The 16066-nt window shown below is 51.5% G+C and carries 12 protein-coding genes; 7 read left to right on the top strand and 5 right to left on the bottom strand.

Annotated elements, in window-relative coordinates; all coding sequences use genetic code 11:
* Positions 1-5 precede the first annotated feature (5 nt).
* The 6 genes from dnaJ (at position 6) to E7745_RS06700 (ending at position 9908) form a co-directional block, all read left to right on the top strand.
* Complete coding sequence (gene dnaJ / locus E7745_RS06725; RefSeq protein ID WP_107031995.1) at positions 6-1166, top strand: molecular chaperone DnaJ; 1161 nt, start codon at positions 6-8, stop codon at positions 1164-1166.
* Positions 1167-1300: 134 nt separating this feature from the next.
* Positions 1301-2083, top strand: coding sequence for a nucleoside triphosphate pyrophosphohydrolase (gene mazG / locus E7745_RS06720; protein ID WP_124075768.1), 783 nt, complete (start codon positions 1301-1303; stop codon positions 2081-2083).
* A complete protein-coding gene (locus E7745_RS06715; RefSeq protein WP_124075769.1) occupies positions 2080-2856 on the top strand; it encodes a hypothetical protein in 777 nt (258 codons plus the stop codon). Before mazG ends, E7745_RS06715 begins: the two co-directional genes overlap by 4 nt.
* A gap of 104 nt (positions 2857-2960) precedes the next feature.
* Positions 2961-5804: a pitrilysin family protein gene (locus E7745_RS06710; protein WP_124075770.1), complete on the top strand. Its 2844-nt coding sequence runs from the start codon at positions 2961-2963 to the stop codon at positions 5802-5804.
* A 250-nt stretch (positions 5805-6054) separates the two neighbouring features.
* The gene (locus tag E7745_RS06705; protein ID WP_136408510.1) at positions 6055-8733 is read left to right on the top strand and encodes a 4-alpha-glucanotransferase; all 2679 of its coding nucleotides are present in this window, start codon (positions 6055-6057) and stop codon (positions 8731-8733) included.
* A 185-nt stretch (positions 8734-8918) separates the two neighbouring features.
* The gene (locus E7745_RS06700; protein WP_107032000.1) at positions 8919-9908 is read left to right on the top strand and encodes an acyltransferase family protein; all 990 of its coding nucleotides are present in this window, start codon (positions 8919-8921) and stop codon (positions 9906-9908) included.
* A 134-nt stretch (positions 9909-10042) separates the two neighbouring features.
* Here the strand turns inward: E7745_RS06700 and E7745_RS06695 are convergent, their stop codons facing one another.
* From E7745_RS06695 to E7745_RS06675, 5 genes are all read right to left on the bottom strand, one after another.
* Positions 10043-10810 (bottom strand): TIGR02757 family protein, encoded by a 768-nt coding sequence (locus tag E7745_RS06695; protein WP_136408509.1) that lies wholly within the window; start codon positions 10808-10810, stop codon positions 10043-10045.
* 30 nt (positions 10811-10840) lie between these two features.
* Positions 10841-11953 (bottom strand): TlpA disulfide reductase family protein, encoded by a 1113-nt coding sequence (locus E7745_RS06690; protein ID WP_136408508.1) that lies wholly within the window; start codon positions 11951-11953, stop codon positions 10841-10843.
* Between the two features lie 146 nt (positions 11954-12099).
* Positions 12100-13737, bottom strand: a complete 1638-nt coding sequence (gene groL, locus E7745_RS06685) for a chaperonin GroEL (protein WP_107032003.1) — start codon at positions 13735-13737, stop codon at positions 12100-12102.
* A gap of 35 nt (positions 13738-13772) precedes the next feature.
* Entirely contained in the window at positions 13773-14048 is a 276-nt protein-coding gene (locus E7745_RS06680) for a co-chaperone GroES (RefSeq protein ID WP_107032004.1), read from the bottom strand.
* A 246-nt stretch (positions 14049-14294) separates the two neighbouring features.
* Entirely contained in the window at positions 14295-15023 is a 729-nt protein-coding gene (locus E7745_RS06675; protein ID WP_123398357.1) for a lysophospholipid acyltransferase family protein, read from the bottom strand.
* A 327-nt stretch (positions 15024-15350) separates the two neighbouring features.
* Between E7745_RS06675 and E7745_RS06670 the strand changes: the two genes are divergently transcribed.
* Complete coding sequence (locus E7745_RS06670) at positions 15351-16025, top strand: succinate dehydrogenase cytochrome b subunit (protein WP_107032006.1); 675 nt, start codon at positions 15351-15353, stop codon at positions 16023-16025.
* Positions 16026-16066 lie beyond the last annotated feature (41 nt).

The raw sequence follows: 16066 nt of genomic DNA, 5'->3' as shown, positions 1-16066 counted from the left end.
CACTTATGGCTAACAAAAGAGACTATTACGAAGTGCTCGGCGTTGACAAAAACGCTGACGAAAAGACCATAAAGAGCGCCTATCGCAAAAAGGCCATCCAGTATCACCCTGACAAGAATCCCGGCGACAAGGAAGCCGAGGAGAAGTTCAAGGAAGCTGCCGAGGCCTATGATGTGCTCTCCAATCCCGAAAAACGCGCCAAATATGACCAGTTCGGCCACAATATGGGTCCGCAGGGCTTCCCAGGCGGAGGAGGAGGTTTCCATGCCGGAGGATTCTCGATGGAAGACATCTTCTCGCAGTTCGGCGACATCTTCGGAGGTGGATTCGGCAACATGGGCGGTTTCGAGACCGCCGGAGGCCGGGCCCGCCGCCAGCGCCGCGGTTCCGACCTGCGCATAAAGGTCAAGATGACTCTCGCCGAAATAGCGACCGGAGTCACCAAGACGCTCAAGATTCCTACTCTTGTCAAAGACACCCACTGTGACGGCACCGGAGCCAAAGACGGCACCGCATTCTCCACATGTCCCACCTGCGGCGGTTCGGGCACCGTACTGCGCCAGCAGCAGACCCTGTTCGGCATCTCACAGTCAGCCGTAGAATGTCCGCAGTGTAAGGGTGAAGGCAAGATCATCAATGAAAAATGCAGTTTCTGCCACGGCGAAGGCGTGGTCCGCGAAGACCGCACTGTGACCTTCACCATTCCGGCAGGTGTGGCTGACGGACAGACTCTGACCGTCAAGGGCCAGGGCAACGCCGCCATCCACGGCGGAGTAAACGGCGACCTCCTTGTGGTCATCGAAGAAATCAAGAGCCCCGAACTCATCCGTGACGGCAACGACGTCATCTATAACCTTATGCTCGACATCCCGACAGCCGCTCTCGGCGGATCAGTCGAAGTGCCGACCATCACTGGCCGTGCCCGCCTGAAAATTCCGGCCGGCACACAGCCGGGCAAGGTTCTGCGCCTGCGCGGAAAAGGACTCCCCTCGACCGACGGCTACGGAACAGGCGACGAGCTTATCAACGTCATGGTCTACATCCCCGAAAACCTCACCGATGAAGAGAAGAAAGCCATCGAGTCGCTGCAGGGCAAACCCAACATGACACCCAGCCAGTCGACCAAAGACCGCATCTTCAGCAAACTCCGCCACATATTCGAATAACAAACGCAGGGCTCTGCTATATAAATTCCCCGTGCCGACAACAAATTTGCAATCCCGGCATGGGGAATTTTGCATCCACACCCACGATATTTGAGATTGATTGAGTATCTTTGCAGTCATAAAAACCAAATATCATGTCACATACCCACGAGGAAAAAATCGAGGCTCTGGGACGGGTGATCGACACGCTTGACATTCTGCGTGTGAAATGTCCCTGGGATGCCAAACAGACCAACGAATCACTGCGACCGAACACCATAGAGGAAGTCTATGAACTTTGCGACGCTCTTATAAACGAAGACAACGCCAATATTCGCAAGGAGCTCGGCGATGTGCTTCTCCATGTGCTTTTCTATGCCAAAATCGGCGAGGAGAAAGGCGCCTTTGACATCGCAGACGTCTGCGATGCGCTCAACTCGAAACTGATCTACCGCCATCCGCACGTGTTTGGCGACACTTCCGTCAACTCTACCGACGAGGTGCTCCAGAACTGGGAAGAACTCAAACTGAAAGAAAAAGGCGGCAACAAGACCGTGCTTTCCGGAGTCCCCGCCGCCCTTCCGGCAATGATAAAGGCAGACCGCATTCAGGAAAAAGCCGCCAACGTTGGTTTCGACTGGGAAAAACCGGCGCAGGTCTGGGAAAAGGTGCGCGAAGAACTTAGCGAATTCGAAGAGGCCGTAGGCTCGATGGATGCCGCTCACCGCGAAGAGGAGATGGGCGATCTGATCTTCAGCATCATCAACGCCGCCAGGCTCTACAAGATCAATCCCGAAAACGCGCTCGAAAAAACCAACAGGAAATTCATCAAACGCTTCAATTATCTTGAGAAAAAAGCGCATGAAGCCGGCAAGACTCTTAAGGAAATGACACTGGCAGAAATGGATGCGATCTGGGAGGAAGCCAAAAGTCTATGAACTATAACGAACTGAACGCCCATCAGCGCGATCCGTTTCTCAGCTTCGATGCCGGGACCCACACCTATACCGTAGGTGACCTGACACTGACATCCGTGACAACCATCGTGGATAGCTGCTTCCCGAAATTCGATGCCGACTACTGGGCGGCGCGCAAGGCTCCCGCAATGGGGCTGACAGCCGAGGAGCTGAAAGCACGGTGGGAGGAAAACGCCCGCCGTTCGCGCGAGCTCGGCACTATAATGCACGACCGTATCGAGCGCTATTATCTCGGCGATGATTACGGCGATGACGGCGACGCATATGCCATGTTCCGCCATTTCGCAGCGGCCGAGCGTCTCTACCCTTACCGCACAGAATGGCGCATATATATGGAGGACTACGGTGTGGCCGGCACTCTCGACTTTCTGGAGCGACGCCCCGACGGCACCTTTAATATATATGACTGGAAACGGTCAAAAAAGCTTGTCCGTCCTGACGGGCAGACCGAGCGCACAAGCCGTTTCGGAGCCAAAGGCCTCCACCCGGTGAGACATCTCGACGACTGCTCCTACATGCACTATGCCCTTCAGCTGAGCATCTACAGATTCATACTCGAAGAGCGCTACGGAATCAGCATCAATGACATGAAGCTCGGAGTGTTCCATCCTGAATGCCCTATGGCCTACATCATCCCCGTCCCCTATCTGCGTATAGAAGCCCAGGCCGTTCTGGCCGACCACCAGCGCAAATTCAAGACCCTGACAGCGGAGCAGATAGTTAATTTTGTTTAAAACGCGACAAAAACTGGATCTATTCTGTTACTATTGCCCTATATTTGCGTAATATAACTGAAATAACAAAAACATACTCAATTCATTTCACCAAACCACCAATCATGATCAAAGCTACATTCAGATTATTGTCGGCAGCACTCGTCATGGTCTTCATGGCTCTTCCCGGAATAATCAGAGCGCAGGATCAGAATCCGATGCTCCAGCCTCTGCCCGTAGACACTGCAGTGCGTATCGGCAAACTGCCTAACGGCCTGACTTACTACATCCGTCACAACGAATACCCCAAGGGACAGGCAGATTTCTACATCGCCCAGAACGTCGGATCTATTCTTGAGGAAGACAGCCAGAGCGGTCTCGCCCACTTCCTCGAACACATGTGTTTCAACGGCACCACAAATTTCCCCGGCAATCTGCTCCGCGACTGGCTCGAATCAATCGGTGTGAAATTCGGCGCCAACCTCAACGCCTATACAGGTGTAGACGAGACTGTCTACAACATCAGCAATGTCCCGGTGGCCCGCGAAAGCGTCCAGGACTCCTGCCTTCTCATATTGCATGACTGGGCCAATGACCTCACACTCGCTCCTGAGGAAATAGACAAGGAACGCGGTGTGATCCATGAAGAGTGGCGCCGCTCAATGCAGGGTCAGATGCGAATCCTCGAAAAGATCCTGCCTGACCTCTACCCAGACTCAAAATACGGCCACCGTCTGCCTATCGGCAAGATGGAGATCGTTGACAACTTCCCCTATCAGGATCTGCGCGACTATTATGAAAAATGGTATCGTCCCGATCAGCAGGCCGTGATCGTGGTGGGTGACATCGATGTTGACCGCATCGAAGGCAAGATCAAAGAGATGTTTTCCTCGATCGAGATGCCAGAAAATGCCGCAGAGCGCATCTATGCTCCCGTGCCCGACCACAAAGGCACACTCTACGGAATCGGCAGCGATCCTGAACAGAAAAATCTTGTAGCCCAGATGATGTTCATATTCGATCCGATACCTGCTGAACTGAAAAACACCCCTGCCTATTTCGTCAACAGCTATATCCAGGCCATGATATCGTCAATGATCAACAACCGTCTTAACGAAATCTCATCCAGACCGGACTCTCCATTTGCCGGAGCCGGAATTGATTTCGGCGGTTACTTCCTTTCTTCGAAAGTGAAAGATGCCATGAGCGGATCTGTAGCTTCAAAGAACAATGACATCATCCTACCCCTCCAGGCTCTCTATCGCGAGCTTCTGCGCGCACAGCGCGGCGGTTTCACCCAGAGCGAATATGACCGCGCACGCAGCGAATATCTTTCGTCATTCGAGCGCATATACAACAACCGCGCCACCCGTCAGACCGGCTCGTTTGTAAGCGAATATGTCAAGAACTTCACTGACAAAGAACCGTTGCCATCGATCGAGACCGAGTGGGCACTCACACAGGGAATAGCCAACAATGTACCCCTTGATCTCATCAACCGGAAGATGGCCGAGGCTGTGACCCCCGACAACCGTGCCGTCATGATGCTCATGCCTGAAGCTGAAGGTATCACAGTTCCCACCAAGGAGATGATCGCCGAAGCCCTCGCTGCAGTCGATGCCGAAACCATCGATGCTTTTGTGGATGAAGTCAACTCCGAGCCTCTGATCCCCGCAGCGCCGGTTGCCGGAACAGTTGTAGCTGCAACTGAAAACCCGCAGTTCGGAACCATTGACTGGACTCTTTCAAACGGCGCCAAAGTAATTGTCAAGCCGACCAAGTTCAAAGAAGACGAAATCATCTTCTCGGCCTATGCCAAAGGAGGCTATTCGGATTTCTCCAACGACTACACCAACTCGATCCTCTTCATGTCGACAGCTCTTCCGGCCCGCGGCCTCGGCAGCTACACAAACACCGACCTGTCGAAATACACAGCCGGCAAGCAGGTGGCGCTCAACTGCGGATTCGGCAACTACAGCCGCAGCTTCTCAGGCTCCACAACTCCCAGAGACATCGAGACCCTTATGGAGCTGCTCTACATGAACTTCAAGGATATCGAATTCACTGCCGACGAGTTTGCAGCCCTGCAGACCGCCTACAGCGGCTTCCTTGCAAATCAGGAAAAGAGCCCGGAATACATCTTCCAGAAAAACATCCTCGCCACCCTTTACGACTCTCCCCGCGCACAGATGCTCAACTCTGAGGTCATCAACAAAGCTTCGCGCGAGCAGACAATCGAAATAGCCCATGCAATGACAGCCAATGCTGCTGACTGGACATTTGTGTTTGTCGGCAACGTCAACCCCGAAACCCTCAAGCCTCTCGTCGAGAAATATATCGCATCTCTGCCCGGCGATCCGAAGACTGCCGTGAAGAAGGTCGAGAAATACAATCCTGCCCTCTTCATGAAGGGCGGTGACAAGACCGACTCTTTCACAGCCGAAATGTCGACACCCCAGACCCAGGTTGCCATTATCGAGAGCGGCGACATGGAATATACCCCAAAAAACGCCATGCTTGCATCAATCGCAGGCCAGATTCTGACCAACCGTCTGATCAAGACCGTACGCGAAGAGATGGGAGCCGTATATTCGATCAGTGCCTCAGGCTCACTCGAACGCTCCGGCCTGAACCCCGCAAGCATCGTGTCTCAGTTCCCGATGAAGCCTGAAATGAAAGAAGAAGTCCTCTCGTTCATCAAAGGCCAGTTCAAGGAAATGGAATCGAATGTCACTGCAGCCGAGCTCAACCCTGCCAAAGAATATATGGTGAAGGCATTTACCGCCAACAAAGAGCTGAACGGGCCGTGGCTCTCGGCCATCGTCGGAACGCTTTCAAACGGCGTGGACACCTTCAACGGCAATGTTGACACTGTAAGCTCGATCACACCTCAGGATGTGATGGACTTCATGAAGGTCCTCAACGCACAGGGCAACTACAGGGTCCTCATTCTCGATCCTGCTAAATAACCGTCACCACGGTCATCACACAATGGTGTACCGGCAGTCATAACAGACACATCGGTTCACCCGGAAATTTCCAAAAGGCGCGCGGCAATCAACCGGATTGCAACGCGCCTTTTGCATTTATACGGATTTTTCGTATTTTTGCATCATCCGTACTTTTATGGACAATCTCAACTCATCAATTCCGAACTTAACTGCCGAAAAAATCAATTATAATAAATAGAATATACATATCCATATATCATACTTACTCATGAAATTGACCTTTAACGTGAATTACCGCACCGAGTGGGGTGAATCTCTCTATCTCACCGGTTGTCCGCTTGCACTTGGCGAGGACGATCTCAGCCGCGCAGTGCCGATGAAACTTGTCGGGGCTGAAACCTGGACCGTGCATGTAGAAATTCCCGACACTGTAAAAGAATTCAGCTACGGCTACATAGTGCGTCATGACAACGGGACTGTCAAAAAGGAATGGGGAAAGCCCCGGCGCTTTGTCCATGCCGCAGACACCCACATGTTCACTGTCTACGACCGTTGGCAGGACCAGCCCTGGGACAAACCTTACTACAGCAGCGCGTTCACCGACTGCATCTGCTACCGCGGCAACCGTTCTGCTGCCGTGATGCCGGCGGCAGGCATGTTGACCCTCAGCGTCGACGCTCCAATGATAGCCCCTGACGAGGTTGTGGCAGTAGCCGGAGAAGCCGCCGCAATGGGAGCCTGGGATACATCAAAGGCACTGCGCATGAGTGATGCCGACTATCCGACATGGAAAGTCAACATTCCGGCCGCTGAAATCCAGCCCGGAACAGACTATAAATTCATTATACTTAAAAAATCGACCGGCGATGTTGTCGCATGGGAAGCCCGTGACAACCGCCATATAGATCTCAGACTCCAGCGCCCCGACGAGTCAATAGTTGATGCCGGACAGCGACTGGTCAACCCTCTGGCCCCCTGGCGTGGAGCGGGCGTGGCTATTCCGGTATTCTCGCTCCGCAGCGAAGATGACTTCGGTGTCGGTGATTTCCTTGACCTGAAAATGATGATCGACTGGGCCGCACAGACCCGGCAGAATTTCGTGCAGCTTCTTCCTATCAATGACACCACCATGACCGGAAGCTGGACCGATTCATATCCCTACAATGCGAACTCGACCTTCGCTCTGCACCCCATGTTCCTGCGCCTGCAGGCTATGGGCCGGCTGAAAAACGAGGAGCGCCAGCGCTACTTCGACAATCTGGGCCGCGAACTCAACCGCCTGCCTCAGGTTGACTACGAGCGTGTCAACAACGGCAAAAACGAATTCACCCGCGAGCTTTTCGCTCAGGACGGAAAAGAGGTCCTCGGATCGGAAGCCTACAAGGCGTTCTTCGCCAAAAATGCCGACTGGTTGATGCCCTATGCCGCATGGTGTGTGCTCCGCGATCTCAACCACACCCCAGACATGAGCCGCTGGGGCGACTTTGCAGTCTATGATCCTGAAAAGGTCAAAGGCTTCATTGCCGACCATCAGGATGACATCGACTATGTCTGCTACATACAGTACTTTCTCGACAAACAGATGCGTGAGGTCAGCGACTATGCTTCGGAACGAGGCGTGGCCATCAAAGGCGACATTCCTATCGGAATCTCGCGCACAAGTGCCGACGCCTGGATCTCACCCCGCCTGTTCAATCTCGACTGCCAGGCCGGTGCGCCTCCGGATGACTTCTCTGTGCTCGGCCAGAACTGGGGTCTCCCGACCTACAACTGGGAGGAAATGTCGAAAGACGGTTTCGCCTGGTGGAAATCGCGTTTCCGCAAAATGGCTGAATACTTTGACGCCTACCGCATAGACCATGTGCTCGGATTCTTTCGCATATGGCAGATCCCGATGGATGCCGTCCACGGTCTGCTCGGTGTGTTCAACCGCGCACTACCCTTCAGCCCCGACGAGCTTCGCAACAGCTATGACTTCTGGCTTGACGAAGAGCGCCAGACCCGCCCCCACATCATGGACTATATGCTCGGCGATTTCTTCGGCGAGACTGCATCGGAGGTGCGAGAGCGCTTCCTCCTCGACGACGGATATGGCCGCTACCGCCTGCGTGACGAGGTCAGCACTCAGCGCAGGGTGGTAGACTACTTCGCCGGACAGGAGAAGAACAAACGCAACGACCGCATGTGCAACGGGCTCTTAGGCCTGATCGACGAGGTCCTTTTCATCGAGGATCCATATGAAAAAGGCAAATACCATCCGAGAATCTCGGCCCAGTTCACCTATGCCTACCGTGCGCTGACCGATTACGAGCGCTGGTGTTTCGACCGTCTCTACAACGATTTCTTCTACCGCCGCAACAATGACTTCTGGTATGGCAAGGCCATGTGGAAGCTTCCGCCGCTCACTGATGCGACAGACATGCTCGTCTGCGCCGAAGATCTCGGAATGATTCCGGCATGTGTGCCTGCCGTGATGAACAACCTGCAGATACTTGTGCTTGAGATCCAGCGCATGCCGAAAGATCCGAATGCAGCCTTCGGCAACACTTGGACTTATCCCTACCGCTCGGTGTGCACCACCTCGACCCATGACATGGACGGCATACGCCGCTGGTGGGAGGCCGACCGTGCCACCACACAGAGGTTCTACAACGAAGTGCTCGGCGAGCCGGGAGAAGCGCCGGTCTATGCCGAGCCGTGGATCTGCGAGCGCATCATCAGACTCCATCTGCAGTCACCCTCGATGCTCTGCATACTCCCGCTTCAGGACTGGCTGTCGATTGACGGAGTGCTGCGCCGTCAGGACCCGCGCGACGAACTGATCAACATTCCCGCCAACCCGCGCCACTACTGGCGTTACCGCATGCACCTCACGCTCGAAGACCTCAACTCTCAGAAAGAGTTCAACAACCGCATCCGCGAAGAAATCATATCATCAGGCCGGTAATAACACGCCCAAGATTAAACTTAATAATAGCCTCTGATATTGCCCGCAGACGGAATAACAATTCGGTCTGCGGGCAATTTTTATGGTGTAACACACGTTTTATCTAACGCAGACCAATCATATATCTCAGAGGTAAAAACAACCTCTTAATTTCCTGAACTGAAAATACTTGACTCTAAACCATCATGGCACAGAAAAAACGAATTGACTATATAGATTATCTCAAAGGACTTACTATTTTATGGGTAGTGTGGTATCATACCTCTCATCCAGAATTCGTTGATTATCCACCCACAATGCCTATGTTTTTCTTTTTGTCAGGCATTTTTTTCAAGCCATATCCTTTACTGGAATTTATAAAAAAGAAAATCAACACTCTTCTAATTCCGTTCGCATTCTTTTATGTGGTATATTACATCTATCTTATATTGCAATGGAGCATACATAATCCGTTGTCAAGTTTCGATTTTTCATGCTTTTGGGGTATTTTCAGGCTCTATAAATCTACAGAGTCGTTTCCTGTCAATCCGCCATTATGGTTCATATGCGCTCTGATCAACCAACAGTTTTTAATATACTTTCTCGTTAAAGCCAACCTAAAACGAGTTGCAATCGGAATTTCAGCACTATTAATATCTCTATTCGGAGTCTTCTATTTCTACGATGTAAAAGCACCATTTATGATCAGCCGCTGTATGCCGTATTTCATATTTTATTCAATGGGATACCTGACCGGACGGCATATCTTATCACTGATTGATGTGGAGCACGGTATAAAGACATCGCGACAACTTGGACTTTGCGGGCTGACTGTATTCATACTCTGCTGGTTTATCAAATCGGCATATAACCTGAACCACTTCCTTGGAGCCTTAGTTTCTTATGCCGAAATTTTTGCTTTCATATTATTAATGATCTATCTTCTAAAGTATTCCTATAAACTCCCATTTTTGAGATTCTTGCATTTTTACGGAGTTAATTCATACATCGTTCTTGGAATGCATGAAATTATCCTGACCATATATCTGATTTGTTACACAAATTTATTTGGACAACCTGGAGTTTCGGGCGGAATAATAATTCTCATACTCACTACCTCTACACTTTGGCCTGTAATACAAATTCTAAATAAGCTTTGCCCGCAACTCATAGGGAAAAATGAATTATGGAAATAAGAAACAAATCTAATCTTTCCGGTCTCCTGTCGGCAAAATAGACCTTATAAATTGCAAAAACCGGCTGCTGAGAAGCAACCGGCTGTATCTATTGCCGAGTGATCTATCCTTAGATATTGTTTAAGACCGACACATTAGAGTTTCATACCGATGCCGAAGAGGGCGAAGTCATAGACGGTAGGGTCAGAGGGGTTGAACCGGCGCAGGTGGGCTGTGACTTCATTGACAGCCTTGCGGTCATTGGCCTTGCGTGTCAGCAGACCAAGTTCGCGCGAGATGTCTCCGACATGGACGTCAAGCGGGATGTAGAGCTGCGAGGGTTCAATCACATCCCAGACTCCGAGGTCGACTATGCCGTCATTTCTGACAAGCCAGCGCAGGGCCATGTTGACACGCTTCAGCGCAGATGTGGTCAGATTCTGCGGCAGACAGCGCGAGGCAAGATCAGATTTTCCGGGTTCGGCCGCGGCAAGTTCTCGGTTTATGCCCGCGACAAGCGCCCAGGCAGGAGTTTCGGAAGAGGCCACATGCTCATGACGCGCAAAGTCCTGCAAAGTGCCGTGTCGGGAATAAATTTCGCGCAGACCACGCAGATAGTGCTTGAGATGGCGAATGAAAAATGTGCGGTGGACATTGACTTCGTCAGGCAGCGATTCATAGGCCTTGTCAATCATGAACCGGTATGGGCTGTTGTCCATCATGGCCAGCAATTTGTCGCAGTCGCGGCATATCATCTTGCGGTTGCCCCAGGCGATGCCCGATGTGAGCAAGGAGGCAATCTCTATGTCACGCAGGTCTGAAAACCTGCGCGGGAACTGTACAGGATCATCACCAATAAAAGACGGCGAGTTGATTCTCGCCGCCTCTGTATCAAGTAGATCCTTAAGATCTCTGTCTGTCATAATAAGTAACTATTCAAAATTAACCGAGTATCAGAATATAACGTCGGTTGCTTTGACTGCAGCTGTATCCTTATCGGCTGACACAGCGGCTGCGGCCTGAGGCTCGAAACCTGCCATAGCGCTGTCAACGGCGTCGATAAGCTCCTGGCTCATCTTGTCGCGCGAAACGATGATGCCTTCCGGATTGATCAGGATGATGCAGGGGATACCGGAAATGCCATAGAGATCGGTTGGAACTGTCTGTGCGTTGACAATGCAGGGCCACTGGAGATCGTGCTGCTTGATGGCCTTGAATGTATTGTCAGACTCATCCCATACGGCCACGCCCACAACATCAAGACCTTTGTCTTTATACTTGGCGTAGAGTTCCTTGATGACCTTGGTCTGGCGGATGCACGGACCGCACCAGCTTGCCCAGAAGTCAACCAGCGTGAAACGGCCGGGTTTCACGTAGTCACTGAGCTTTTCTTCCTTGCCGTTATAGCTCACGGTGAAGTCCTTATAGTGCTTTCCTTCCGAAGTTTCGGCTTTTGCCTGGAGAGATGTGCGCAGCGATTCGAGGCGCTTTGACGCTCCAAGTGCCGGATCTTTTGCGATTGCCGCGTCTATACCGGCGAGGTCCATCTCATAGGCATCCTGAAGAAACCAGAAGAGCCCCACGGGGTTTCCTGCATTCTCGACATAGGCTTTCTGAGAGATCTGGTTGTATTCCTTCTCCAGAACTTTGGCCTTTTCCATCTGGATAGAATCGTTCTGGTCAAGCGTGCGGAATTCCTGCACGATCTCGTTGCGGCGCTTCATGTAGCTTTCAAGTTTGTCATTGAGAGGTGTTCCTGATGCCTGCATTGACTCTGAAAGAACAATGTCGCCAGGTTCGATGATGACAACAGGGCCACGGCCGCCGTTGACACTTACGGTGCCAATGAAAGGCGCATCGACATTTCCTGCAAATTTCACTACTCCGTCAGTGACGAGTACTGAATCAATCTTCTGGCTACTGTCCCAGTTGATCAGGTAGGCCATGCTGTTATTATTGTCTGCCGGCACAGGGAGTGTCAGTGTGAAATTAGGCTGTGCGTTCAGCGAACACGCGCTCACGGCCAGCATAGCGGCTGCGAGCATTGATGTGATAGTTTTGTTCATAATTCTGATTGGATATAATCTTTCCGGCAAAAGTACGAATAATCCCCCAAACAGCCAAAGCAGCCGTCCGGGAAAAAGAGCCGGACGACTGCTGAAAAGGCTTGCAATATACTGTTTTCTTATATTGTCAGAGGGGATGCTGATTTTTACATCATGCCGCCCATGCCGCCCATACCGGGTGCGGGCATTGCGGGTGCGGGATTGTCTTCCTTCTTGTCAGCGATCACGCATGAGGTGGTGAGGAACATTCCGGCGATCGATGCAGCGTTTTCAAGGGCCACACGGGTTACCTTGGCAGGGTCGATGACACCGGCTGCGAGAAGATTCTCGTAAGTATCGGTACGGGCATTGTAGCCATAGTCACCTTCGCCGTCCTTGACCTTCTGAACCACTACTGCGCCTTCTTCACCGGCATTGGCCACGATCTGGCGGAGGGGTTCTTCGATGGCGCGAAGCACGATGTTGATACCGGTGGTCTCATCGTCATTGGCACCCTTGAGGTTTTCAAGAGACTTCACGCAACGGATGTAGGCCACACCGCCACCGGGGACAATGCCTTCGGCGATAGCCGCACGGGTTGCAGAAAGAGCATCGTCAACGCGGTCTTTCTTCTCCTTCATCTCTACTTCGCTGGGAGCGCCTATATGGAGAACGGCAACACCGCCTGCGAGCTTGGCGAGACGTTCCTGGAGTTTTTCGCGGTCATAATCGCTTGTGGTCTGCTCGATCTGGGCCTTGATCTGAGCCACACGGCCTGCGATAGCTTCCTTGTTGCCGGCACCGTTGACAATAGTGGTGTTCTCCTTGTTGACAGTGATCTTTTCGGCACGGCCGAGCTGGTCGATGGTGGCGGTGGCAAGCTGCATGCCTTTTTCTTCAGAGATGACAACGCCGCCGGTGAGCACTGCGATGTCCTCAAGCATTTCCTTACGGCGGTCACCGAAGCCGGGAGCCTTGACAGCGCACACTTTCAGAGATCCGCGCAGACGGTTCACTACGAGGGTTGCAAGAGCTTCCTGATCTACATCTTCGGAGATGATCAGCAGACCGCGGCCAGACTGGGCGGTAGCTTCAAGCACGGGAAGGATATCCTTGATGTTGGAGATTTTCTTGTCATAGATAAGGATGTAGGGGCTTTCCATCACACACTCCATCTTCTCGGTGTTGGTCACGAAGTAGGGAGAAATGTAGCCGCGGTCAAACTGCATACCTTCCACAATGTCAACGGTGGTTTCAGTTCCTTTGGCTTCATCAACGGTGATGACACCTTCTTTCTTGACTTTCTTCATAGCCTCGGCGATGAGATGGCCGATGGCTTCGTCGTTGTTGGCAGAGATACGGGCCACGTCTTCAATCTTCTTGAAGTCATCGCCTACTTCCTGGCTCTGGGCCTTGATGCCTTCAACCACCACGGCTACCGCACGATCAATACCGCGTTTGATGTCCATCGGGTTAGCACCGGCAGCCACATTCTTGAGACCAACGTTGATGATTGCCTGGGCAAGCACTGTAGCGGTTGTAGTGCCGTCGCCGGCATCGTCGCCGGTCTTTGAAGCCACCTCCTTGACGAGCTGTGCGCCCATGTTCTGGAAGGGATCTTCGAGTTCAACTTCGCGTGCCACACTGACTCCGTCCTTTGTAATGTGGGGAGCACCGAATTTCTTTTCGATGATCACGTTACGGCCTTTCGGTCCGAGGGTCACTTTCACTGCGTCGGCCAGAGCGTCAACGCCTTTCTTAAGCTCTTCGCGAGCCTTTATGTCGAATTTTATTTCTTTAGCCATTTTTATGCGTTTTTTATGCGTTTCAGAATTGATGATTATTTCTCAAGAACAGCCAGAATGTCGCTCTGACGCATGATGAGATATTTGGTACCTTCGAGTTCCACCTCAGAACCTGCATATTTTCCGAAAAGGACTTCATCGCCGGCCTTTACAACCATTTCTTCGTCCTTAGTGCCGTTGCCGGTAGCAACCACGGTGCCGCGGAGAGGCTTTTCCTTGGCGGTGTCAGGAATGATGATGCCTGCGGCGGTGACTTCTTCTGCAGGAGTGGGGGTGATGAGCACTCTGTCAGCTAATGGTTTGATATTCATAAGTTCCTAATATTAGTTATTTGGTTAATTATTATTGTTTCTGTCTTTATGCGCACTCTTTATATATATTTAAGGTATATAAGACTGCTTTCACGTCTATCAGATGGAGCATAAACCGTGCCAGTCTTCATCTGTGTCAGTTGCGACTGACAATTTGTCAATTCCGCGCCTTGCAAAAGGGCAAAATTAATGCCGGCCGGCTCACTCACCCACCGACATTTAAAACGTTTCAGCCCACAGATTGGTTCAGCCTTTGCCGCCTTTGCGCAGACCGCTTTCTATTTCACGGTAAGACTCTTCCATCAGACGGACCTGGTCATGGCCGTCGGCAGAAGGATGAATGGGTTTGTGGATCGTCAGGCAGATATGGCCGGGCACCGGCATTTTCTTGAAACGCGGCAGCACATCAAAGGCGCCGTCGATTGTCAATGGCACCACCGGTAGATTGAACTCGATGGCCAGGCGGAAAGCTCCTTTCTTGAAACGGGCCATCTCGCCGGTCCATGAGCGCGCGCCTTCGGGAAAGACCACAAGTGACATGCCTCCGCTCAACTGGCGTTCGGCCTGCTGCATGGTGCGGCGTGTGGCTGATGCCGAGGAATTGTCGACAAAGATCTGCTGCGACCAGGCGCATGCCCAGCCTACAAAGGGAATTTTGCGCAGACTCTGCTTCATCATCCAGCGGAAATTATGGCCGAGATAACCGTAGACGGTAAAAATGTCATATGCTCCCTGATGGTTTGCCACGAAAACGTAGCTTACTTTCGGGTCGATATTCTCCCGTCCTCTGACAGTAACTCTGACAAAGGAAAGCCAGCAGAAAAGTCTGGCCCATAGGACCTGAGGATAGTAGCCCCACCAGCGCCCGAAACCAAGCGCCGAACCGGTCACCGTGATCACGGCTGCAATGACAGTGGCCACCGCAAGCAAAGGAATCATTATCAGAATCTGATAAATGCGATAAATGATCATCATGGAATTTGTGTGCTTAAGACACAGCAAAAATACACATTATTCCCTATATTTTCAAAAAATGTGCAAATATATTACCAGACCTGGGTCCACTGTCAGCTTTATGCATCCCTAAGGTCTACACCTTGTATATTAAGAGGGTGTCTTAAAAAATGATTCATTATCACATGACGGTTCGAAAAATGTTAATCTTTCTTACATCCGGTTAAAGAAATTTTTCTTTAATTCTTGTAAAGCCCGATGTTTTGACGTAACTTTGCGCTATAAAACAGTTCAATAGCATCAATTTCTTAATTCATTTAAATAACTTTAATCCATTTTTAAACTACTATGTGGTTAACTTGCTCATCTATAGGGAGGAAGTTCGTGATGGCTCTCACGGGCTTATGCCTTGTCCTATTTGTCACGTTTCACTGTCTGATGAACGGTGTGGCTATCTTCTGGCCCGACGGTTATAACGCAGTCTGCGCATTCCTTGGCGCCAACTGGTATGCACTGGTTGCCTCAATGGGTCTCGCCGTGCTCTTCATCATTCACATCTGTTATGCCGTATGGCTGACCCTTCAGAACCGCAAGGCCCGTGGCAACGACCGCTACGACGTGGTTCGCAAACCCGCTCAGGTTGAATGGGCATCGCAGAACATGCTCGTGCTCGGTATCGTGATCCTCGCATTCCTCGTTGTCCATCTCATCCAGTTCTGGGCAAAAATGCAGCTCGCCGAAATCATGGGCATCCATGAACCCGATCCTCAGAACGGCATGTACTTCATCAATGTGGCATTCAGCTGCATCTGGACTCCGATCATCTACATCATCGGCTTCATCGCTCTCTGGTTCCACATGAACCACGGCTTCTGGTCAATGTTCCAGAGCTGCGGCTGGGACAATGACACCTGGCTCCCCCGCCTCAAGACAATCGGCTGCTGGTGGACCTCGATCGTTGTCATCCTCTTCATCATCCAGGCAATCGTGTTCACAATCCGTGCCAGCAACGGATGTTTTTAATCTTATTCCGTAAATAATATCACAACACAGATATGGCAGAC

It is taken from the genome of Duncaniella sp. C9 (assembly GCF_004803935.1).
GTDB classification, from domain to species: Bacteria; Bacteroidota; Bacteroidia; order Bacteroidales; family Muribaculaceae; genus Duncaniella; species Duncaniella muris.
Note: the sequence above shows the minus strand (reverse complement) of the source record. Positions and strands in the feature narration are given on the sequence as shown.

Excerpts from the sequence above, each read along its gene's own strand:
- dnaJ (WP_107031995.1), top strand. The coding sequence starts at position 6 with ATGGCTAACAAAAGAGACTATTACGAAGTGCTCGGCGTTGACAAAAAC.
- mazG (WP_124075768.1), top strand. The coding sequence starts at position 1,301 with ATGTCACATACCCACGAGGAAAAAATCGAGGCTCTGGGACGGGTGATC.
- E7745_RS06715 (WP_124075769.1), top strand. The coding sequence starts at position 2,080 with ATGAACTATAACGAACTGAACGCCCATCAGCGCGATCCGTTTCTCAGC.
- E7745_RS06710 (WP_124075770.1), top strand. The coding sequence starts at position 2,961 with ATGATCAAAGCTACATTCAGATTATTGTCGGCAGCACTCGTCATGGTC.
- E7745_RS06705 (WP_136408510.1), top strand. The coding sequence starts at position 6,055 with ATGAAATTGACCTTTAACGTGAATTACCGCACCGAGTGGGGTGAATCT.
- E7745_RS06700 (WP_107032000.1), top strand. The coding sequence starts at position 8,919 with ATGGCACAGAAAAAACGAATTGACTATATAGATTATCTCAAAGGACTT.
- E7745_RS06695 (WP_136408509.1), bottom strand. The coding sequence starts at position 10,810 with ATGACAGACAGAGATCTTAAGGATCTACTTGATACAGAGGCGGCGAGA.
- E7745_RS06690 (WP_136408508.1), bottom strand. The coding sequence starts at position 11,953 with ATGAACAAAACTATCACATCAATGCTCGCAGCCGCTATGCTGGCCGTG.
- groL (WP_107032003.1), bottom strand. The coding sequence starts at position 13,737 with ATGGCTAAAGAAATAAAATTCGACATAAAGGCTCGCGAAGAGCTTAAG.
- E7745_RS06680 (WP_107032004.1), bottom strand. The coding sequence starts at position 14,048 with ATGAATATCAAACCATTAGCTGACAGAGTGCTCATCACCCCCACTCCT.
- E7745_RS06675 (WP_123398357.1), bottom strand. The coding sequence starts at position 15,023 with ATGATGATCATTTATCGCATTTATCAGATTCTGATAATGATTCCTTTG.
- E7745_RS06670 (WP_107032006.1), top strand. The coding sequence starts at position 15,351 with ATGTGGTTAACTTGCTCATCTATAGGGAGGAAGTTCGTGATGGCTCTC.